The 22,557-nt window shown below is 42.3% G+C and carries 19 protein-coding genes and 1 other RNA gene; all 20 read left to right on the forward strand.

Going from position 1 to position 22,557, the window contains the following annotated elements; genetic code table 11:
- Positions 1-81: 81 nt before the first annotated feature.
- The 20 genes from lepA to DW981_RS00410 all read left to right on the forward strand — a co-directional run bounded on the left by lepA (position 82) and on the right by DW981_RS00410 (position 22,475).
- Positions 82-1,896 (forward strand): translation elongation factor 4, encoded by a 1,815-nt coding sequence (gene lepA / locus DW981_RS00315; protein ID WP_022025261.1) that lies wholly within the window; start codon positions 82-84, stop codon positions 1,894-1,896.
- A gap of 52 nt (positions 1,897-1,948) precedes the next feature.
- Positions 1,949-3,106 (forward strand): radical SAM family heme chaperone HemW, encoded by a 1,158-nt coding sequence (gene hemW, locus DW981_RS00320; RefSeq protein WP_118506365.1) that lies wholly within the window; start codon positions 1,949-1,951, stop codon positions 3,104-3,106.
- Between the two features lie 35 nt (positions 3,107-3,141).
- Positions 3,142-3,654 carry a 5-(carboxyamino)imidazole ribonucleotide mutase gene (gene purE / locus DW981_RS00325; protein WP_118506423.1) on the forward strand — a complete coding sequence of 171 codons (513 nt, stop codon included), beginning with the start codon at positions 3,142-3,144 and terminating at the stop codon, positions 3,652-3,654.
- Positions 3,655-3,657: 3 nt separating this feature from the next.
- Complete coding sequence (locus tag DW981_RS00330; protein ID WP_022025264.1) at positions 3,658-3,927, forward strand: DUF1294 domain-containing protein; 270 nt, start codon at positions 3,658-3,660, stop codon at positions 3,925-3,927.
- 112 nt (positions 3,928-4,039) lie between these two features.
- Positions 4,040-4,383, forward strand: an RNA gene (gene rnpB, locus DW981_RS00335) — RNase P RNA component class A.
- A 99-nt stretch (positions 4,384-4,482) separates the two neighbouring features.
- Entirely contained in the window at positions 4,483-7,170 is a 2,688-nt protein-coding gene (gene mutS / locus DW981_RS00340; protein ID WP_347474467.1) for a DNA mismatch repair protein MutS, read from the forward strand.
- 7 nt (positions 7,171-7,177) lie between these two features.
- Complete coding sequence (mutL, locus tag DW981_RS00345; RefSeq protein ID WP_118506366.1) at positions 7,178-9,229, forward strand: DNA mismatch repair endonuclease MutL; 2,052 nt, start codon at positions 7,178-7,180, stop codon at positions 9,227-9,229.
- A 31-nt stretch (positions 9,230-9,260) separates the two neighbouring features.
- The gene (gene miaA / locus DW981_RS00350) at positions 9,261-10,238 is read left to right on the forward strand and encodes a tRNA (adenosine(37)-N6)-dimethylallyltransferase MiaA (RefSeq protein WP_118506367.1); all 978 of its coding nucleotides are present in this window, start codon (positions 9,261-9,263) and stop codon (positions 10,236-10,238) included.
- 57 nt (positions 10,239-10,295) lie between these two features.
- A complete protein-coding gene (locus tag DW981_RS00355; RefSeq protein WP_347474468.1) occupies positions 10,296-11,597 on the forward strand; it encodes a methionine gamma-lyase family protein in 1,302 nt (433 codons plus the stop codon).
- 153 nt (positions 11,598-11,750) lie between these two features.
- Positions 11,751-12,458, forward strand: a complete 708-nt coding sequence (gene radC / locus DW981_RS00360; protein ID WP_022024182.1) for a DNA repair protein RadC — start codon at positions 11,751-11,753, stop codon at positions 12,456-12,458.
- A gap of 22 nt (positions 12,459-12,480) precedes the next feature.
- On the forward strand, positions 12,481-13,488 hold the full coding sequence (locus DW981_RS00365) for a rod shape-determining protein (protein WP_182434054.1): 1,008 nt from the start codon (positions 12,481-12,483) through the stop codon (positions 13,486-13,488).
- Positions 13,489-13,515: 27 nt separating this feature from the next.
- Complete coding sequence (gene mreC / locus DW981_RS00370) at positions 13,516-14,382, forward strand: rod shape-determining protein MreC (protein WP_118506369.1); 867 nt, start codon at positions 13,516-13,518, stop codon at positions 14,380-14,382.
- Positions 14,379-14,909, forward strand: a complete 531-nt coding sequence (mreD, locus tag DW981_RS00375) for a rod shape-determining protein MreD (protein ID WP_182434055.1) — start codon at positions 14,379-14,381, stop codon at positions 14,907-14,909. The genes mreC and mreD overlap by 4 nt, the downstream gene beginning before the upstream one ends.
- A gap of 16 nt (positions 14,910-14,925) precedes the next feature.
- A complete protein-coding gene (locus DW981_RS00380; protein WP_118506371.1) occupies positions 14,926-17,781 on the forward strand; it encodes a penicillin-binding transpeptidase domain-containing protein in 2,856 nt (951 codons plus the stop codon).
- A 28-nt stretch (positions 17,782-17,809) separates the two neighbouring features.
- Positions 17,810-18,475 carry a septum site-determining protein MinC gene (gene minC, locus DW981_RS00385; protein ID WP_022024680.1) on the forward strand — a complete coding sequence of 222 codons (666 nt, stop codon included), beginning with the start codon at positions 17,810-17,812 and terminating at the stop codon, positions 18,473-18,475.
- Positions 18,476-18,627: 152 nt separating this feature from the next.
- A complete protein-coding gene (gene minD / locus DW981_RS00390; RefSeq protein WP_022024681.1) occupies positions 18,628-19,416 on the forward strand; it encodes a septum site-determining protein MinD in 789 nt (262 codons plus the stop codon).
- Between the two features lie 34 nt (positions 19,417-19,450).
- Positions 19,451-19,726, forward strand: coding sequence for a cell division topological specificity factor MinE (gene minE, locus DW981_RS00395; protein ID WP_022024682.1), 276 nt, complete (start codon positions 19,451-19,453; stop codon positions 19,724-19,726).
- Positions 19,727-19,805: 79 nt separating this feature from the next.
- Positions 19,806-21,026, forward strand: a complete 1,221-nt coding sequence (locus DW981_RS00400; RefSeq protein WP_022024683.1) for an FtsW/RodA/SpoVE family cell cycle protein — start codon at positions 19,806-19,808, stop codon at positions 21,024-21,026.
- 52 nt (positions 21,027-21,078) lie between these two features.
- The gene (gene mgsA / locus DW981_RS00405; RefSeq protein WP_022024684.1) at positions 21,079-21,492 is read left to right on the forward strand and encodes a methylglyoxal synthase; all 414 of its coding nucleotides are present in this window, start codon (positions 21,079-21,081) and stop codon (positions 21,490-21,492) included.
- Positions 21,489-22,475, forward strand: a complete 987-nt coding sequence (locus tag DW981_RS00410) for a D-alanyl-D-alanine carboxypeptidase (protein WP_022024685.1) — start codon at positions 21,489-21,491, stop codon at positions 22,473-22,475. Before mgsA ends, DW981_RS00410 begins: the two co-directional genes overlap by 4 nt.
- Positions 22,476-22,557 lie beyond the last annotated feature (82 nt).

Consider the following 22,557-nt stretch of genomic DNA (forward strand, 5'->3'; position numbering starts at 1 on the left):
GGTAACTGTGCTATACTTTATGCGCAAAAGAAAATACAGAAAGCACATGTTACAAAGCTTTCCGGTAGAATGGAGATAATAATGGAGAGAACGAATCAATCACATATTAGAAATTTTTGTATCGTTGCGCATATCGATCATGGGAAAAGCACATTGGCAGACCGGATTATTGAGCGTACAGGACTTTTGACCAGCCGAGAGATGCAGGCTCAGGTGTTAGACAATATGGATCTGGAGCGGGAGCGTGGAATTACGATCAAGGCGCAGACGGTTCGCATTGTTTATAAGGCGAAAAATGGCGAGGAGTATATTTTTAACTTGATCGATACACCGGGACATGTAGATTTTAATTACGAAGTTTCACGTAGTCTTGCGGCATGCGAAGGTGCGATCTTAATCGTGGATGCAGCGCAGGGAATTGAGGCGCAGACGCTTGCTAACTGTTATTTGGCACTGGATCACGACCTGGAGATCATGCCGGTCATTAATAAAATTGATCTGCCGAGTGCAGAACCGGAGCGGGTAAAAGAAGAAATTGAAGATATTATTGGTTTGGATGCATCAGATGCACCATTGATCTCAGCAAAAATGGGAACGAATATCGATGAAGTGCTGGAGCAGATCATTTCAAAGATTCCTGCACCGAATGGTGATCCGGACGCCCCATTACAAGCTTTGATCTTTGACTCTATTTATGATGCATATAAAGGTGTTATTATTTTTTGCCGCATTTTTGATGGAACCGTTCGAAAAGGGCAGCAGATATTAATGATGGCAACAGGTGCCAAGGCAGAAGTGGTAGAAGTTGGTATTTTTGGTGCCGGTCAGTTTATACCAACAGACGAATTGTCGGCGGGAATGGTTGGATACATTACAGCCAGTCTGAAAAATGTACAGGATACAAGAGTGGGCGATACGGTTACGCTTGCCAGTGACCCTTGCAAAGAGGCGCTTCCGGGATATAAAAAGGTTCAGCCAATGGTTTATTGCGGACTTTACCCATCCGATGGAGCAAAATATCCGGATCTTCGGGATGCTCTAGAGAAACTTCAGCTTAACGATGCTGCATTGCAATTTGAAGCAGAGACTTCCGTGGCATTGGGATTTGGATTCCGCTGTGGATTTTTAGGACTGTTACATTTGGAAATTGTACAGGAACGTTTGGAACGTGAATATAATCTGGACCTTGTGACGACAGCACCGGGTGTTATCTATCACGTATATAAAACCAATGGCGAGATGATCGAAGTGACCAATCCGTCTAATCTCCCGGATCCTTCTGAGATTGAACATATGGAGGAACCGGTTGTGACAGCAGAGATCATGGTTACGACAGAATATGTTGGAGCGATCATGAATCTTTGTCAGGAACGTCGAGGTGTTTATCTTGGAATGGAATATTTGGAGGAGACTCGTGCGGTCTTAAAATATGAGCTGCCGTTAAACGAGATTATTTATGATTTCTTTGACGCACTGAAATCCCGTTCCAGAGGCTATGCATCGTTAGATTATGAAATGAAGGGATATGTTCCGTCGAACCTAGTGAAGTTAGATATTTTGATCAATCGCGAGGAAATTGATGCGCTATCCTTTATTTTGCATGCAGATACGGCATATGAACGCGGCCGTAAAATGTGCGAAAAACTCAAAAAAGAGATTCCGAGACAGTTGTTTGAAATCCCAATTCAGGCGGCGATCGGCAGCAAGATCATTGCCAGAGAGACGGTAAAGGCGATGCGTAAGGACGTATTGGCAAAATGTTATGGTGGTGATATTTCCCGTAAGAGAAAGCTGTTAGAGAAACAGAAAGAGGGAAAGAAGAGAATGCGTCAGTTTGGCAATGTAGAAATTCCGCAGCAGGCATTTATGAGTGTTTTGAAATTGGATGAAGAATAAATTCGAACCGGCATATTTTGTTGTGTGTACTGTGAGAGCATAGGAGAACATTATGACAAAGAAAAAAGTAGCGATATATCTACATATACCGTTTTGTGTACAGAAATGCTACTATTGTGATTTTTTGTCGGCACCGGCAGAGGAACGGATCAAAACGCTATATGTAGAGGCGTTGCTTCGTGAATGCGAATACTGGAAAGAGCGGATATCTGATTATGAAGTAACGAGTTTGTTTGTGGGTGGAGGAACACCGACAAGCCTTTCTGTCGGGCAATTACAGACGCTGCAAAAGGCGGTTATGAGCTTGTATCAGCCGGATAAGACTCGCCATGTTGAATTTACGGTGGAGATGAATCCGGGAACAGTGGATGCAGACAAACTTAGTGTACTAAAGGAGATGGGAGTAAACCGGGTAAGTGTGGGCTTACAGTCTGCGGATGACGCAGAATTGCAGCGGCTAGGCAGGATACATTCGTTTGCAGATTTTTTGCGGACCGTAGATCTGCTGCACAAGGCTTCCTTAACAAATTTTAATGTTGATATCATGGCTGCGCTTCCGGGGCAGAATATAGCAAGTTACCGCAGGACACTGCAGGCGGTCACGGCCGTTTCTCCGGCACATATATCAGCATATAGTTTGATCTTGGAAGAGGGGACAGCCTTTTTTGCACAGGCTAAAAAAGGTCTTTTGGACTTGCCGGATGAAGATACCGAGCGCAAAATGGACGAAATAACGGAGGAATATCTGGCTGATTGCGGTTATCACAGATATGAAATCTCGAATTATGCGAAGAACGGCCAAGAATGTGTACACAACACAACCTATTGGCGTATGGGGGATTATTTAGGTTTAGGGCTTGGAGCATCGTCTTATTTTGAAGGGGCAAGATTTCAAAATGAAACAGAGTTGTCCGTCTATCTGCAGGAATTGCCGCAAGATCATTCCGGTTTACGACATGTTGTGACGAAAAAAGAGCAAATGGAAGAGTTTGTATTTTTGGGACTTCGAATGACTTCCGGAATTTCGTTGACAGAATACAATAAGTGGTTTAGCACTGATTTTCGGAAACAATACCAAACGGTTTTGCCGATGCTTTTGGAAAATAACCTATTGGCAGAAAATGAGAATCGTGATAGAATCTATCTGACAAAGCGGGGACGGGATGTCAGCAATGCAGTGCTGGCGGAGTTTTTGCTAGAGGAAGAATAACAGTTATGACTGAACGAGAAAGGCATGGTGTAGAAATGGCAAAAGTAGGAATTTTAATGGGTAGTGATTCAGATCTTGAGATTATGAGCAAAGCTGCAAAAATGTTGGAAGATTTCGGGATTGATTATGAGATGAATGTTATCTCAGCACATCGAGAGCCGGATGTTTTTGTAGAATATGCAAAAACTGCAAAAGATAGAGGCATTGATGTTATTATTGCAGGTGCTGGTGGAGCAGCGCATCTTCCGGGAATGTGTGCAGCGATCTTCCCACTTCCGGTTATCGGCGTTCCGATTCATACAAAATCACTCGGTGGAGTAGATTCTCTGTACTCTATTGTACAGATGCCTTCTGGAATACCGGTTGCAACGGTTGCTATCAATGGAGCAGCAAATGCAGCGATTTTGGCAGCAAAGATGTTATCAATCTCAGATACTGCGTTGCAGGATAAACTGGCTGCTTATAAAGAAGGCTTAAAGGATCAGGTGGTTGCCAAAGATGAAAAATTAAATAAACTTGGTTATGCAGCTTATTTGGAGCAGATGTAAGCGATGGAACCAATTGTGGTTGGCGGCTATCTGCTGCTTATGAACATAGTCGGATTATATGTGATGTATTCTGACAAGAGGCGAGCGATCAAGCATCGTTTCCGTATACCGGAACGCATGTTATTCATTGTGAGTCTGCTTGGAGGGAGTATCGGAACATGGGCAGGAATGTATTTGTTTCGCCACAAGACAAAACATTGGTATTTTGTTGTAGGAATGCCTTTGATCTTGTTGTGTCAGTGCGCGGGGGCAGTATATTATCTGTTCCTCTAATAGGATCTTGAAGTCTCTTGTCAAAAGGATGGCAAATAAGAAATTTTGCTTGTTTATCCGGATGGCAGGAGACTTTACTTTTTAGGAGCTACGTGCTAAAATATGCTCTGAATGAGTAGCACAGACAATCGCGGCTGCAAGTGCCGAAAGGCCGCAGGTGAGGAAAGTCCGGGCTTCATAGGGCAGGATGCCGGATAACGTCCGGTGGAGGCGACTCCCAGGCAAGTGCAACAGAAAATAACCGCCTTTATAGGTAAGGGTGAAACGGCGAGGTAAGAGCTCACCGCATTTTTGGTAACAAAAATGGCAGATGTAAACCCCATCCGAAGCAAGACCGAACAGGGATGATACGGCGGCCCGTCGTGTTCCGGGTAGGTTGCTTGAACCTGTTGGCAACAGCAGGTCTAGATAGATGATTGTCAAATACAGAACTCGGCTTATCGTGCTGCTCATTATTTCAAATAAGGTCGAACGGGGAAGATGCCTGTAAGCTGCAGGATTCGTGCTGCGGACTTTGAAGCGCAGACCATAATAGACAGATAAACGGAGGATATCATGCCACTTACACCAATGATGCAGAAATATATGGAAACCAAAGAAGAATACAAAGATTGTATTCTCTTTTATCGTTTAGGGGATTTTTACGAGATGTTTTTTGAAGATGCCAAGACCTGTTCGCAAGAATTAGATCTGACATTAACCGGCAAAAGCTGTGGCTTAGAGGAACGCGCTCCTATGTGTGGTGTTCCTTTTCATTCTGCAGATATTTATATTGACAAATTGGTGGGCAAGGGCTATAAAGTGGCGATTTGTGAACAGGTGGAGGATCCGAAGTTAGCCAAAGGTTTGGTCAAACGTGAGGTGATCCGCGTGGCAACGCCAGGAACGAATTTGAATACTAATACACTGGATGAGTCGAGAAATAATTATCTGATGTGTATTGTATATACGACCAATGCGTATGGTGTTTCGTATGTAGATGTTACAACCGGAGATTATTACGTAACAGAGTTTGATACAGAAAATAAACTGTTGGATGAGATTGGTAAGACGATGCCGTCGGAGATCATCTGCAACGATAGTTTTGTGGTATCCGGTATTGATCTTGAAGATCTGCGGGGGCGACTCGGAATAACCGTGTCAGCGATCGATCACTGGTATTTTGATGAGGACGGCTGCCGCAGAGCGCTGCAGGAACATTTTGGTGTCAGTACTTTAAGTGGATTGGGATTAGATGATTATTCAATTGGAATCGTTGCCGCAGGCGCAGTTATGCAGTATCTGACGGAGACGCAGAAAATTTCTTTGGATCATATTCGAACGATCAAACCATATGCAGCCAACCAGTTTATGTTACTGGACCGTGCCACCAGAAGAAACCTCGAACTTTGTGAAACAATGCGCGAGAAAGCGAAGCGCGGATCTTTGTTTTGGGTATTGGATAAGACGAAAACGGCTATGGGTGCACGTTTGTTAAGAAATTCGATCGAACAGCCATTGGTCGATCCGGAGGAGATTGACCGTCGGTTAGACATGGTAGAAGAATTAAATGAAAATATTATCAACCGCGAAGAATTGCGGGAGTATCTGGCACCAATCTATGATCTGGAGCGTTTGATCAGTAAGATAAGTTACCGTAGTGCAAATCCAAGAGATCTTGTTGCATTTCGGCAGTCGCTTTCCATGCTTCCGTCGATTAAATATATTTTAATGACGTTTGAGCATTCACACCTAAAACAGTACGGTGAGGAGTTGGACGATCTTAAAGATATCTGTAATCTGATACAGGCGGCTATAGAGGATGAACCTCCGCTTGCTATGCGGGAGGGAGGTATCATTCGTGAGGGTTACAACGAGGAAATTGATAAGTTACGGGCAGCTAAACGAGATGGCAAGGAGTGGCTCAGTGAACTGCAAGAGACAGAAAAAGAGCGCACAGGTATCAAAAACTTGCGGATCAAATTCAATAAAGTGTTTGGATATTATTTAGAGGTAACTAATTCTTATAAGGAGCTGGTTCCGGAGGAATGGACCAGAAAGCAGACGCTTGCTAATGCCGAGCGTTACACGATGCCCAAGTTAAAAGAACTGGAAGATATGATCTTAGGCGCAGAAGATAAATTAAATAATCTGGAATATGATGTATTTAATGAGGTGAGAGAACGTATTTATGCGGAAATCGGAAGAGTGCAGTTCGCTGCTAAGATTGTTGCGGCTGTCGATATGTTTACTTCATTAGCTCTTGTTGCAGAGCAAAATCAATATGTCCGTCCGGTGATCAGCCGCTCAGGGGCAATATCTATTAAGAATGGAAGACATCCGGTGGTGGAAAAAATGATTCCAAATGACATGTTTGTGGCCAATGATACGGAACTGGACGAGAAAAAGCACCGCATTGCCATAATTACCGGCCCGAACATGGCGGGTAAATCAACTTATATGCGGCAGACAGCGCTTATTGTTTTAATGGCACAGATTGGATCTTTCGTACCGGCAAGTTCTGCAGAAATAGGTGTAGTAGACCGTATATTTACCCGTGTCGGGGCTTCGGACGATCTGGCGAGTGGTCAGAGTACCTTTATGGTAGAGATGACAGAGGTAGCCAATATACTGCGTAATGCGACGAAAGAGAGTTTGATCATTTTGGATGAAATTGGCCGCGGAACAAGCACGTTTGACGGCTTAAGCATAGCGTGGGCAGTGATCGAACATATTGCCAATACCAAACTTCTCGGTGCTAAAACATTATTTGCAACGCATTATCATGAATTGACAGAATTAGAGGGAAAACTGGCGAGTGTAGATAATTATTGCATTGCCGTTAAGGAACAGGGAGAGGATATTGTATTCTTACGTAAAATTGTAAAAGGGGGCGCAGATCGCAGTTATGGTATTCAGGTAGCAAAACTTGCGGGGGTGCCGGAGACGGTGCTTCGCCGTGCCAGGGAACTGGTGAAGCAGTTGTCGGATAATGATATTACAGCAAAGGCAAAAGAGATCGAGGTAGAGACGGAGGAGCTGCCGGAGTATCCATATGGCGTGGAACAGCAGACAGCCCATAAACATAAACGCAAAAAGAAAGAAAACATGGAACAGATTTCTTTGTTTGATGCCTCTAATACTAATATCAAAATGGATGATATTATTTTGGAGCTGCATGATCTGGATCTGTCCGAGATAACGCCGATCGATGCGATGAACATATTGTATCGTATGCAAATGAAGTTGAAGGAAAGAATGTGAGGTACTTATGCCGAAAATTCATGTATTAGATCAAAATACGATCAATCAGATCGCTGCCGGGGAAGTGATAGAACGGCCGATGGCAGTGGTAAAAGAATTGGTTGAAAATGCGATTGATGCGCAGGCAAATGCGATTACGGTCGAGGTGAAGGATGGCGGAAAAGAGTTGATCCGTATCACTGATAATGGAACCGGAATTGCCAAAGAGGATATTGTGCTTGCCTTTACGCCGCATGCGACCAGTAAGATCAAGGGAGTTGAAGATCTTTTGGGAGTTTCCAGTCTGGGATTTCGCGGTGAAGCGTTGGCCAGCGTGGCAGCAGTCTCGCAGTTAGAGATGGTGACTAAGACAAAAGAAGCATTAATGGGAAATCGATATGTGATACAGGGTGGTGAAGAGAAAACGCTAGAAGCAGTTGGCTGTCCGGAAGGGACAACGTTTTTGATCCACAATTTATTTTATAATACGCCGGCCAGACTGAAATTTTTGAAATCATCGCCGACAGAGACCAGTTATATCAGCACGGTATTAGAGCGCCTTGCTTTGTCTCATCCGGAAGTGGCGTTTCGTTTTATTGCACAGAATCAGACCAAACTCAGCACGCCGGGTAATGGCAAATTAAAAGATGTGATCTACCATATTTATGGGCGGGATATCGCATCAAATCTCTTGGAAGTGCATAGGGAAGAAGTGTTTTGTGAAGTTGAAGGATTCCTTGGCAAGCCTGTTATTTCCAGAGGAAACCGTAATTATATGAATTACTTTATCAATGGACGATTTATTCAGAGCAAAGTGATACATCGCGCGATTGAGGAGGCGTATGCACCGTATTCAATGCAGCATCGCTATCCATTTACAGCTCTGCATTTTACAATAGATCCGGCTTATATTGATGTGAATGTGCATCCGCAGAAGATGGAGATTCGTTTTACCAGAGAAAAAGAAATTTTTCAGAGCGTGTTTCATGCAGTTTCAGAGGGGCTTAAGCAAAGGGAATTTATTCCGGAGGTTTCCTTAGTTACTGAAAAAAGTAAAGTATCAAATAGCGAACGTGGCGCAGAATTTTTTGAAAAAAAACGCAGGCAGGAAGAAAAAGTGCAGGTTGGCGTAATTGCTTCCGACGAACGGGGATCCAAACAAAACGCAATAGGTGCGGATCTGGCAGAAAGAGAAAAGAAAGAAGCGGAACAGTTAGGAATCATGCATGCTCAAAAAATTGTGAGCGAACCGATATCGCAGCAATCTGTTGAAAAATCCGAGAGTGTGCCGAATCTTCAGGCGGTTCTTCGTGAGGAAGCACCGGTCTATTCTGCGGAGCAACGATCCAAAGACGCTCCACAGGTCTCTGTGACAGCAACGGAATCTGAAAAACAGACCGACGAAAAGCCACAGGCCCCTGCGGTGGAAGCGGCGGCAACGATCGAAAATGTCAAGCAGGCAAGCATGTTTGAAGAGCAGGGAGCATTAGAAGATCAAGCACTGCGGGAACTTCGCATTGTTGGACAGGTATTTCAGACCTACTGGATATTACAGTATGAAGATGCGATGTATTTAGTAGATCAGCATGCGGCGCATGAAAAAGTGTTGTACGAACGCTTTATGAAACAACTCCAAGAGAAACAGCCGATGATCCAAATGGTGCAGCCACCGATGATCTTAAGCTTGTCGATGCAGGAAGAGCAGGCATTAAAGGAGCATCAGGAATTGTTCCGTGAGCTTGGTTTTGAAATCGAATCTTTTGGTGGAAGAGAGTATGCAATCAGCGGTATACCGGCACATTTGCCATCAATAGAAGTTCAGGCATTGTTTGTAGAAGCTTTGGCGCTTTGTGGAAGGCAGCGTGGTGTCGATACCCCGGAAATCCTGCTTGACAAAATAGCATCCATGTCCTGCAAGGCGGCTGTAAAAGGAAATAACGAACTGGATTTTAGGCAGGCAGAAGAGCTGATGAGAGAGCTAATGTCTTTGGATAATCCATATCATTGTCCGCATGGCAGACCGACGATGATACGAATGACCAAAAGAGAACTCGAAAAGAAGTTTAAACGAATCGTCTGATCTTTTGATCTGACAAGTTGGAGGAAAAAGAATGACAGCGAAGGACAACACAGGCACAAAAAGACCGCTTATTATATTGACAGGACCGACCGCGGTTGGAAAAACAGCATTATCGATCGGTCTTGCCAAAGCAATACAGGGTGAGATCATATCTGCAGATTCGATGCAGGTTTATCGTGGAATGGATATTGGCACGGCGAAGATCACAAAGGAACAGATGGATGGAGTACCGCACCATTTGATCGACATTATGGATCCCTCAGACAGCTTTCATGTGATGGCATTTCAACAGAAATGCAAAGAGGCAATGGAAGATATTTATGCCAGACATAAGATTCCGATATTAGTGGGTGGTACCGGGTTTTATATTCAATCTGTATTGTATGATATATCTTTTACGGAAACAGATACGGACATAGAGTATCGTCAAAAACTGCAAAAGATTGCAGAAGAACAGGGGGGGTATGTGCTGCATGCCAGATTGGCCAAAATTGATCCGGAGGCCGCGGACGAGATTCATCCTAACAACGTGAAACGTGTGATACGTGCGCTGGAATTTAATCATCAGACGGGGGAAAAGATATCAATACATAATGAACAGGAGCGGCAAAAAAAATCGCCGTATCAGTTTCGATATTACGTACTCAGTCTGCCACGGGAAATCTTATATGACCGTATCAACCGCAGAGTTGATGTGATGCGGCGGGACGGTTTAGTGGACGAAGTGAAAGGATTATTGCAGCAAGGGATCACTCCGAATATGGTTTCGATGCAGGGACTTGGTTATAAAGAAATTATTGATGCACTGCAGGGGAGCTGTTCTTTTGAGGAAGCATTTGAACGGATCAAGCGTGAAACCAGACATTTTGCAAAGCGTCAGTTTACTTGGTTTCGGCGTGAACGGGATGTAACTTGGATTGATAAAGAAACGTATGAAAATGAAGATGCTATTTTGCAATATATGATAGAGGATCTGAAGAACGCTCATATTTTGCCGGCAGATCAGTAACAGCGTTTTAATATTCGAATTAAATATATAGGCTTAAGAAAGGAACATGCAATTACAATGGATACAATGAATTTACTGAAAAAAAGTTATATGGATGCGGGGATTTCTCCAGAGGTCTATGATTACTGTCACGGGATCAGCAGCAGAATGAAAGATCGTTTTGCGCAGATCGATCAAGTGGCAGAACTAAATCAGATCAAGGTGCTTCGAGCAATGCAGAAAAACAGAGTGAGTGCTGCCTGCTTTGAGTCATCAACAGGGTATGGTTATGATGATCTTGGCCGTGAGACCCTAGAAGCAGTTTATGCAGATGTTTTTCGGGCAGAATCTGCATTGGTACGTCCACAGCTTACTTGTGGAACACATGCGCTTACGGTGGCATTGTCGGCAATGCTTCGTCCGGGCGATGAACTTCTTTCACCGGTGGGCAGACCCTATGACACCTTGGAGGGCGTGATCGGGACCAGAGAAGTGAATCCACCGGGATCTCTCAAAGAATTTGGTATATCCTATCGACAGGTAGATCTGCTGCCGGATGGAAGCTTTGATTTTGAAAGGATCAAGGCAGCGTTACGGGATAATACAAAGTTAGTCACTATTCAGCGTTCCAAGGGATATGATCCGAGACCGACGCTTTCTGTGGAACGCATTGGCGAATTGATTGCATTTATTAAATCCATTAAACCGGATGTTATCTGTATGGTTGACAACTGCTATGGAGAATTCGTCGAAACGATAGAACCAACTGAGGTCGGTGCTGATCTCTGTGTAGGATCCCTGATCAAGAATCCTGGTGGCGGACTGGCTCCGATCGGCGGATATATTGTCGGTAAAGAAAAGTTAGTGGATCTTTGTGCGTATCGGTTGACTGCACCGGGACTTGGCAAAGAGGTCGGTGCGACGTTGGGGGTAAATCAAGCATTTTTTCAAGGATTTTTCTTGGCACCAACGGTAACGGCAGGCGCATTAAAAGGCGCGATTTTTGCAGCAAATGTATATGAAGGATTAGGTTTCCCGGTTGTCCCGGATGGCACAGAGAGCCGTCATGATATCATTCAAGCGGTTACACTTGGATCTCCGGAAGCAGTTATTGCTTTTTGCAAAGGGATACAAGCCGGCTCTCCGGTTGACAGCCATGTGGCACCGGAGCCGTATGCTATGCCCGGCTATCATAGTGATGTTATTATGGCGGCAGGTGCATTTGTGCAGGGTTCTTCGATCGAGCTTAGCGCAGATGGGCCGATCGAACCGCCGTATGCGGTCTATTTCCAGGGGGGGCTTACATGGTATCATGCTCGTTTTGGCATTACAATGTCTTTACAGTACCTTGTACAGGAAAACCTTGTGAAATTACCATAAAAGACAGATTTAGTTCTGATCCTGCATAGGATTTGGCGTCGAAAATTCACGAAAAAGTCATTTCTTTTTTGAGGTATGCTTCTATACAAAGAAAATAATTTATGCTAAGATGAAGAGTGTGCAAAGGAGAGCCTTCTGACAACAGGAGGTACTATGGGAAAAACAATACAAACCATGAAAGAATTGCCGGCTTCGGAACGACCATACGAAAAATGTGTTATGTATGGTCCACAAGTGTTGTCGGATGCGGAACTATTGGCAGTCATTATTCGAACCGGCTGTGGTGGATTGCGGTCTACGGAATTGGCACAGAAAGTGTTGCAGCATATTCCGGGTAAAAGGATTGGCGGACTATTTCAGATGTCGCAGGAACAACTGCAGGAATTGGAAGGAATCGGGAGAGTCAAAGCGGTACAGTTGCGTTGCCTGACTGAGATCACGAAACGCATGATGAGATCGTTAGACGGCGAAGAAATCCTGCTTTGTGATAATCCTGCCATAGTAGCAAGAGCATATTTATCGATGCGTTTTTTGGAGACGGAGCAGGTTCGGCTTTTGATCTTAGATGGGAAAAATGCGGTACAGGATGATTTGGAATTATCCAATGGGTCATTTAACGCATCATTAGCAGCTCCACGTGAGATCTTTTACAATGCGCTAAAGCACAAGGCGGTCAGTATTTTACTGTTACATAATCATCCGTCTGGAGATCCGACACCGAGCAAAGACGATATTATTTTGACAAAACGAATCATAGAAACGGGAAATCTGATTGGTATCCCGCTGGTTGACCATATTATCATAGGGGACAACCGCTATGTTAGTTTCCGCGAGAGCGGATATATGGACAAACCCGTTTAAGGATGGGAAGGAGAGAATTTCCATGGCACAAAAGACATATGGTATTGATTTTGGAACCGGTACCATCAAAATCTATAAAAAAGGAAATGGCATTGTAAAATTAGAACGCAATGTAGTCTCTACTGTTGGCAAAGAGAATAAGCCAATCGCCATTGGCGAAACAGCTTATGAAATGTATGAAAAAGAACCGCCAAGCATTCATGTTTCTTTTCCACTGCAGCATGGCGTGATCGCACATATGCAGGATATGATCGCCTTGTGGAATTACATGAACTATTCTTTGTCCGGTAAAAAGAAGATCAAAGGCTGTGAGTATTATCTGGCAGTTCCGGCTGATATCACGGAAGTTGAGAAACAAGCATATTCCCAGATCATTTCCCGCGGTGAAACGAAACCAAAGAAAGTTTTTTTAGTAGATAAACCGGTTGCTAATGCATTTGGACTTGGTTTGGATGTGGAGAAGCTGCGTGGGGCAATGATCATCGATGTAGGTGCTGACACAACAGAAATTTCGGTACTTTCTCTAGGTGGAATTGTAGTCAGTAAGCTTTTGCCGTCCGGTGGAAATGAATTGGATATGCTTATTCGCAGTTATGTGCGCAAGGAATACAACTTTTTGATCGGCCGTAGGACTGCAGAACAGGCCAAAAAAGAGCTGATCGCCGCGACAACACTGGATCGATCCATGAAGTTGGTAGGCAGAGATGTTGTGAAGGGACTTCCTGGTGAGATTACGCTTACGAGTGCAGCGGTTGCACCACTTGCAACTACGTTTTTTGAGACGATCATAACGCAGGCGCGTTCCATTATGGAACATACACCTCCGGAAATATCCATGGACATAAAGGAACGTGGCATTTATTTGACAGGAGGCTCCTCTGAGATTCATGGACTGGCGGCACTGCTTCAGACAAAAACCGGAGTGGCTGTCAATATCTCGGACAAGCCGCAGGAAACGGCAGTTTCCGGTTTGGGGTATTTTGCAGAGCATAGCAAACAGGCAGCAAAATATGTAACGCTTATGAAATAAGAATGCAGTTTGAGGAAGGATCAGAAAATGCGTAAAAAAACGAAAATTACCATTGACCCTAAATATATATTAGCAGTGATCGCAGTGGTCAGTATTTTGATGATTGTTGTTTCATTTCGTTTCAATGACAAAATGGCACCGGTACAGTCAGCAGTTGGCGGTGTGATCACACCGATGCAGAGGGGTATTAATACGATAGGACGTAAGATTGCTAAACAGACAAAGCATATTACCACAATGAATAAACTGTTGAAACAAAATGATGCTTTGCAAAAAAAATTAGATGAAATGTCAGCAGAAAACCGCTTGCTGCAACAGGATAAGTATGAGTTGGAAGATTTCCGTAAGCTGTACAAGTTAGACGAGCAGTATGCAAGTTATCCGAAAGTAGCTGCAAGAGTTATCAGTAGTGATCCTGATAATTGGTACAACACTTTTATTATTGATAAAGGATCGGAAGATGGACTGGCCGTTAATATGAATGTAATGGCAGGAGACGGACTGGTTGGGATCATTACAGATGTTAAAAAGTCGTATTCTACTGTTCGTTCGATCATTGATGATGACAGTAACGTATATGGTACCTTTTTAAAAACATCAGATAGCTGCATTGTAAGCGGAAATCTGCAGTTAATGAATGATGGTGTGATCGAGGTTAGTAGTATATCCGGCAATGCTAAGATCGAAGATGGTTATGAAGTTGTCACATCTCAGATCAGTGATAAATATCTTTCAGGAATCCTGATCGGATACGTGCATGATCTGAAAAAAGATGTATCCAATTTGACACAGACGGCATATCTGACGCCTGCAGCAGATTTTCGCAAATTGGATATGGTGCTGGTTATTACTAAAGTGAAAAATTCAGACGAATTAAAGGAGATGTTGAATTGAGGCGTTACATAACAATATTTGTGCTGCTTATCATAAATTTCTTGCTGCAAACAACTGTTTTTCGTTATATAGAGGTCGCACATATGGTGCCAAATCTGATCTTGGTAGTGACTGTTGCTGCAGGATTATTATATGGACGAAAGTGCGGTATATTCGCCGGAGTGATCAGCGGATTGCTTACTGATGCCTTATACGGCAGTGTGATCGGTATCGGAATATTGATCTATTCTGTTGTTGGATATTTGTGTGGTGCTGCCAGCAAATTGTACTTTGAGGAGGATCTGACTGTACCTATTGTTGCCATTGCCGGCAGCGATGTCATATACGGTGTATTATATTATGCCTGCAATTTTATGTTACGCGGCAGATTAAACATACTTTTCTATGTGAAAAGTGTGATATTGCCGGAGATGATCTATACGGTCATTTTAGGTGCGGTGCTATTCCGCATTATTCATAAGCTGGATGCCAAGATCAATCCGCCGGTAGAAGTATTGTTGAAACCAAAGAAGCCTTTTGAGGGATAGAAAGAGAGGTAGCATCATGTTAGATACCATAAAACGATATTTAAAGGTGTTTTTTTCAGTGCGCCTGCTGCCTGTTTTAGTGGTATACATATTATTGTTTGCCTTGTTGGTCAATCGAATGTTTCAGCTTCAGATTGTGAAAGGGGATGAATATGAGAAGGAATCCCAGCAACAGGCAACAAAAACACGCGAGATTAAAGCAACACGTGGAAATATCTACGATTGTAATGGAAAGTTATTGGCCTATAATGCACTATCGCATAACGTGATCTTTGAGGAAAATGATAAGACCAAAGGTCTGTCGTCTAAAGATAAAAATGCAATGATCTACCGTTTGATCCAATTAATTGAGAAAAATGATGGTACATTATCCGTAGAATTTTATATTCATAAAAACAAGAAAGGCAACTTAGAATACACATTATCCGGAAACGCTTTGCTTCGTTTCAAAAAAGAAATCTTTTCCGCCAAAAGGGTGGAAGAGCTTACACAGGAGCAGCGTGATATGTCTGCCAGGGAGTTATTTGAGTATCTTCGTTATGATGAGGGATCGAACAGCCCAAAGTTTTTGATCGATAAAAAATATGATGAAGATACTGCATTAAAAATTATGGCTGTACGATATGCAATGTTTATGAATCGCTATAAAATGTATGAAACGATCACATTGGCAAACGATGTCGATGATGTTACTGTTGCAGCGATCAAAGAAAACAGTGCTGATCTTCCCGGTGTAAATATTTCAGATGATACAACACGTGTATACAAAAATAGCAAATATTTTGCACATATATTAGGCTATACCGGAGCTGTGACAACGGAGCGACTGGAGGAATTAAAGCAGAAAGACCCAAATACAGATTATACGACATCTGATCAGATTGGTATCTCCGGTCTTGAGAGTAGTTGTGAAAATTATCTCAAGGGCAAAAAAGGCAGTGAAACTTTGTCGATCAATAGTGGAACAAGCCGTGTACTGGATGTGACGAAAAAATCAGATCCTGTTGCGGGAAATAATTTGTATCTTACGATTGATGCAAAACTTCAGAAGGAGTGTTACGATCTCTTGGAGGAGCATATTGCCGGAATTTTGTTATCAAAGATCAGCAATGGATCTGATGCAGGAAGCCGTGGTCGCAGTGCTTCTGAAATTCGGATTCCAATTTATGATGTATACAATGCATTGATCCAGAATAATGTGATCGATGTCACCAGATTCACAGAGAAAGATGCGTCTGATCTGGAAAAAGCAATATATATAAAATATAAGACAAAATCCAAACGTATTATGAGCAGATTAAAGACATATTTGGCAGCGGACAGCAAAAAAACTTACAAACAGCTTCCGGAAGACATGCAGGATTTCGTTTCATATTTTTATACTGCGTTGAAGAATGAGGGGACTGTTTTGACGGATGACATAGATACGTCAGATGATACCTATAAAAAGTACCAAAATGGGAAGATTAGTCTCAGTCAATATTTGCAGTATGCAATTTCTGCCAATTGGATTGATCTGAGTGTGCTAAAGATTGGTGATTCCTATTACAGTACGGAAGAAATATACAAAAAATTGGTCGATTATGGATTAAAACTGTTGGAAGATGATACAACATACAGTAAGATGGTATACAGTTATTTGATCTATCATTATGAAATATCAGGGCAGGACTGCTGCCTGCTGTTATTTGATCAAGGTGATATCAAATACAATGCTCAGGAATACAGTAAGGTTAAGCATGGTATTACATCGCCGTATTCTTTCTTGACCGGTAAGATCCGTAAATTGGAGATTACGCCGGGACAGCTTGGTCTGGATCCGTGTTCGGGTTCCATCGTTGTAACAGATACTAAGACTGGTGATGTAAAGGCTATGGTTTCTTATCCGAGTTACGATAATAATAAGATGGCAAATCAGGTTGATTCGGATTATTTTTATTCATATTTAACACAGAATACTTCATCTCCGCTGATGAACCGACCAACACAGCAAAAGATCGCACCGGGATCTACCTTTAAGGTCGTATCTTCTGTAGCGGGATTAGAAGAAGGAGTGATCAGTACCGGAACAATGATCCATGATAATGTTACGTTTGATAAGATCACACCGTCTCCAAAATGTTGGAGTACGGCAGGTCATGGAAGCATTAACGTATCTGGTGCGTTGGAAGTGTCTTGTAACTACTTTTTCTATACCGTAGGATATAAACTGAGTGGTCTTATACACGGGCAGGTAAATAATGCGCGCGGTTTATCGCGGCTAAAAAAATATGCGGATATGTTTGGATTGACAGATAAATCCGGTGTCGAACTTCCGGAAAGTGAGCCGAACTTCTCCAAGACAGATGCTGTGCGTTCTGCAATTGGACAGGCAACACATAGTTATGCGCCAATCCAGTTATCCCGTTATGTTACAACGGTTGCCAACAGTGGTACCTGCTATGATCTGACCTTGATCGATCAGGTAAAGGATGTCAATGGCAATGTGATACTGGATAATCATGCAAAGGTTCGTAATAAGGTGAATATTGCTAACTCGACATGGAAAGCAGTTCATAACGGAATGTATCGAGTGGTCAATGGAAGCAGAAGCTCCATTGGATCTATGTTCAGCGGAATGAAAGTAAAGATCGCCGGCAAGACAGGAACGGCTCAGCAGAGTAAATTGCATGCCAACCATGCATATTTTGTCTCTTATGCACCGTACAAGAATCCTGAAATATCTGTAACTTGCGTAATACCTAACGGTTTTACATCATCCAATGCTGCACAGACGGCAAGAGATGTTTATAAATATTACTTTAGTAAGAACAAAAAGAAAGTATCCGGTAAGATTAAAATGCCGGAATCCAATACAACGCATACGGATTAATCTATCGTATGAGGAATGGAGGAGATCTATGAGTGAATTAGTAGCAATGAAAGGCACCAAGTCAGGCATTGTTATTGTACTGAACGAGGAAGCTGCGTTTGAAGAACTTAAGCAGGCGGTCAGCGAGAAATTTAAGGAGTCAGCAGCCTTTTGGGGAGAAGCGACGAAAGCAGTATCTTTTCAAGGGAAAAAGCTGAGCGATGATGAAAAGATGCAGCTGGTAGACTGTATTCAGGAAAATTGCCATTTACTGATTCCGTGTATCATGGAAGAGGACGAGGCTTTGGAGACAGCATTTCAAAATAGCATAGAAAACAGACAGGAAGAGATTGACTACAGTACAGGACAGTTTTTCAAAGGAAATCTTCGCTCCGGACAGGTGTTGGATGTGGAAACCAGCATTATCATCATTGGAGATGTCAAAGCAGGGGCAAAAGTAGTTTCTAAGGGGAATGTGATCATTCTTGGATCCTTAAAGGGCAATGTATATGCAGGATCTTCCGGAAATACGAATGCGTTTGTTGTTGCACTGGATATGGATCCGGTGCAGATCCGTATCGCAGATACGATTGCACGTTCCCCGGATAAGCCAAGAAAGAAGAAAGAAAAAGAAACCAAGATTGCATTTTGGGAAGATGGAAATATTTATATTGAACCATTGGATAAAGATGTGATGGGGGATATTCGATTGTAATTTCGTGATTTTTCACGAAAAAAGTGGATTTCCTTATCGCTTTTTGGTACAATATAATTTGCGGGATTGTGTCAGCATACGGGCATGATCCGGAATTATAGAAGTAATAGAGTAATCAAGACAGAGTGGCGTATGCAGAAATGAGGTAAACAATGGGTGAAGTAATCGTAATTACATCCGGTAAAGGTGGTGTAGGTAAGACAACAACTACGGCAAATGTCGGAACCGGTCTTGCTATGTTGGGCAAAAAAGTAGTATTGATCGATACGGATATAGGACTTCGTAACTTAGATGTAGTTATGGGACTGGAAAACCGTATTGTGTATAATCTGGTTGATGTTGTTGAGAACAACTGCCGTATTAAGCAGGCGTTGATCAAAGACAAGCGCTATCCAAATCTTTACCTGCTGCCATCCGCACAGACTAAGGATAAAACAGCTGTTACACCAGAGCAGATGAAAAAACTTGCGGACGATCTGAAAGAAGAATTTGATTACATATTAATGGATTGCCCGGCGGGTATAGAGCAGGGATTTAAAAATGCGATTGCAGGAGCAGACCGTGCATTGGTTGTAACGACACCGGAGGTGTCTGCTGTCCGTGATGCAGATCGTATCATTGGTCTGTTAGAGGCAAATGAGATTGGATCTACTCACTTGGTAGTTAACCGTTTGCGTACCGATATGGTCAAAGAGGGAAACATGATGTCAAGCGAAGATGTTGTTGAAATCCTGGCCGTTGATCTGATCGGCGTTGTGCCGGATGATGAAAATATTGTTATTTCAACCAATCAAGGTGAGCCGCTCGTTGGTAAAGACTGTCAGGCAGGACAGGCATATATGAATATTTGTCATCGTATTTTGGGCGAGGAAGTGCCTTACTTGAATCTGGAAGCAACTAATGGATTGTTCCAAAAGTTAAAGGCAATTTTTAAGAAATAATATTACTGCGCATATAGCGTATGGAGGAGAAGATATGAGTATTTTTTCAAATTTTTTTAAGAGTTCCGGTTCGAGCAGTGATATTGCTAAGAATCGACTAAAAGTTGCCATTACTTCTGATCGCGCTGTTTGCTCTCCAGAGTTAATGGATCAGATGAAAAATGACATCATTCAGGTGATATCCAAATACTTGGATATTGATACGGATGAGTTAGATATCAAAATGGCAAAAACAGAAGTTGGGTCAGAGACAGTCAATGCATTGTTGGCTAATATTCCGATCAAAGGATCCAGAAATTTCCGCAAGTAAAGAATCTGAATAGGTTCGGCTGCGGATAAACTATTGACACAAAATTGAAACATGCTGGGTAAATGGGGATGAATTTAAGATGATAAATCGTATCAAACAATATGACTGGAAGCGTTACAATATTTCTCTTCTTGGTGTTGTACTGGTGTTATGTATGATCAGTGCATTTGCAGTTCGACTGGCAGGTGGAGAAGATGATGGAATGTCTTATATGAAGGGCCAGATCATGGGAATCTGCATGGGAATCGTGATCATTGCCATTTTGTCGGTATTGGACTATCATTTTATCTGTCAGTTTACAGCAATATTTTATGTAATAGGTGTTATACTTGTTTTGGCAACGTATACGCCGCTGGGAACTAACAATGGTACAGATGCCAAGCGCTGGATTCGTTTGGCGGGACTGACATTTCAGCCGACAGAGTTAATGAAGATTATATTTATTTTGACGCTGGCAGTTTTCTTAGTAAGGCGGTCCAGTAAAATGTCCCAGGTCAAAACATTAGTATTGACGTTAGTAATAACAGCAGTTCCAATGTTATTGATCTTAAAACAGCCTGACCTAAGTTCCAGTCTGGTCGTTGCATTTATCATGGTCGTAATGATATTTGCAGCGGGGTTGTCTTATCGCATTATAGTGCCGATCATATTGCTGTTTGTTCCAATCGGTATTGTAGGTGCTTGGTATATTCAGCAGCCACATAATGGACTGTTGATAGGGTATCAGTATAATCGAATCATGTCATGGCTGTATCCGGATACCTTTCCAAACTCGGAGAAATATAATTATCAGCAGCTGCATTCTATTCGAGCAATAGCCTCGGGCAAAATATATGGCAAGTTTTTGCAAGATGGCGGAGATGCTAAAGTCGGTAGAAACTATAGCAGCGTAGGTGTACGTGAGAGTGATTTTATTTGGTCCGTCATTGGAGAAGAGTTTGGTTTCCTGGGCTGCTGTTTGATCTTGATACTGCTTGCGATTGTGATCTTTAAGTGCTTTAGTGTGGCTGGAAAGGCACAGGATTTATTGGGGAAGATGATTGCAATGGGAGTAGCATCTATGTATATGTTTCAGGTATTTGCAAATATAAGTGTTGCAACATTTATGTTCCCAAATACCGGACTTCCATTACCGTTTCTGAGCAATGGACTGAGTTCGATGTTATCATCCATGATCGGAATAGGTTTGATCATGAATATCAGCATACAACCTGCCAAATCCAGCAAAGGTGGATTTTCTATGCGTAATATGTATGGAAGTGATGCAGAGCGGGACATTGATATGGATTTAGAGTTATAGCGGGATATATTTCCTAAAAATACTTTGATAGAATTAAAGGGGTGAACAACATATGAATATTGGGTTGGTAGCGCATGATGCAAAGAAAATATTAATGCAGAACTTTGCAATTGCTTATCGCGGAATATTGAGTAAGCATGATATATATGCAACGGGAACGACAGGTCGGTTGATCGAGGAGGTAACAAATCTGTCGGTGCATAAATATCTTGCCGGTCACTTGGGTGGTGAACAGCAATTGGCATCACAGATCGAACATAACGAGATAGATATGGTGATTTTTTTGCGGGATCCGTTATCTCCAAAGTCACATGAACCGGATGTAAATACAGTGATCCATTTGTGTGATACCTATAATATTCCGTTTGCAACGAATTTGGCAACAGCAGAACTACTTGTCAAAGCATTAGACCGTGGAGATTTGGAATGGCGCGAAGTGCTTAGAAAAGAAGGGTTGGCAGAATGAGAAATACAATACAAAAATACGGCAGATTGACCGCATTATTTTTAGCGGTTACATTGTGTGTTTCCGGATGCGGTTCATCCGGAGAGAGCAGCTTGAATTATCGCCCTCAAATGCAAACAGGTACTGTAGTGGCAAGTGGCGGTGCATACTCTTTGGATTATCTTTCACAAGATATCTGTGTGATTCCTAAAAATAAACAGTCCAAAGAGGGCAGTGATAGTGTTATGACAGCGGGAGCATCAATGATCGTAAATGATACGAAGCAAAAGATGCTATTTTCCAAAAATATTTATGATAGAATGTATCCGGCAAGCATTACTAAGATTGTTACAGCACTTGTTACTTTGAAATACGGTAATTTAGATGATACAGTCACATTTAGTCATGATGCAGCCAATATTACGGAATATGGTGCTAAGTTGTGCGGTTTTAAAGAAGGAGATAAGATCGTATTGCGCGATCTTTTGTATTCTTTTTTGGTCTTTTCGGGAAATGATGCAGGAGTAGCCATTGCAGAACATGTTGGTGGTAGTGTTGAAAAGTTTGTTGATATGATGAATGACGAAGTGAAAGATCTTGGCGCAATTGATTCGCATTTTGTCAACCCGCATGGACTGCATGACGATAAGCATTATACTACCGTATATGACCTGTATTTGGTTTTTCATGAATTATTGCAGTATGATACATTTATGGATATTATTAATCAACCAAATTATAAGGCAAAATATACTGACAAAGACGGCAAAAAACATACGAAATATTTTAAGACGACAGATCGCTATTTGATCGGAACAGCAACAGCTCCGAAAGGTGTAAAGGTTATTGGAGGTAAGACCGGAACAACGCAGAAGGCGGGTTCTTGTTTGATCTTGTATTCAAAGGACAAAGAGGGCAATGGCTATATATCTGTTGTCTTGAAAGCAGTCGGTGGCGAAAGCCTATATCTGCAAATGAATAAACTGTTAGAATATATAAAATAACACAACAGCAGCTTCGCACATCCGAAGCTGCTGTTGTGTTACATATTGCTTATTATTTCAAAGAATACTAAGCATTTTGCAG

The sequence above is a fragment of the Clostridium sp. AM49-4BH genome (assembly GCF_003478335.1).
Lineage (GTDB): Bacteria > Bacillota > Clostridia > Lachnospirales > Lachnospiraceae > Butyribacter.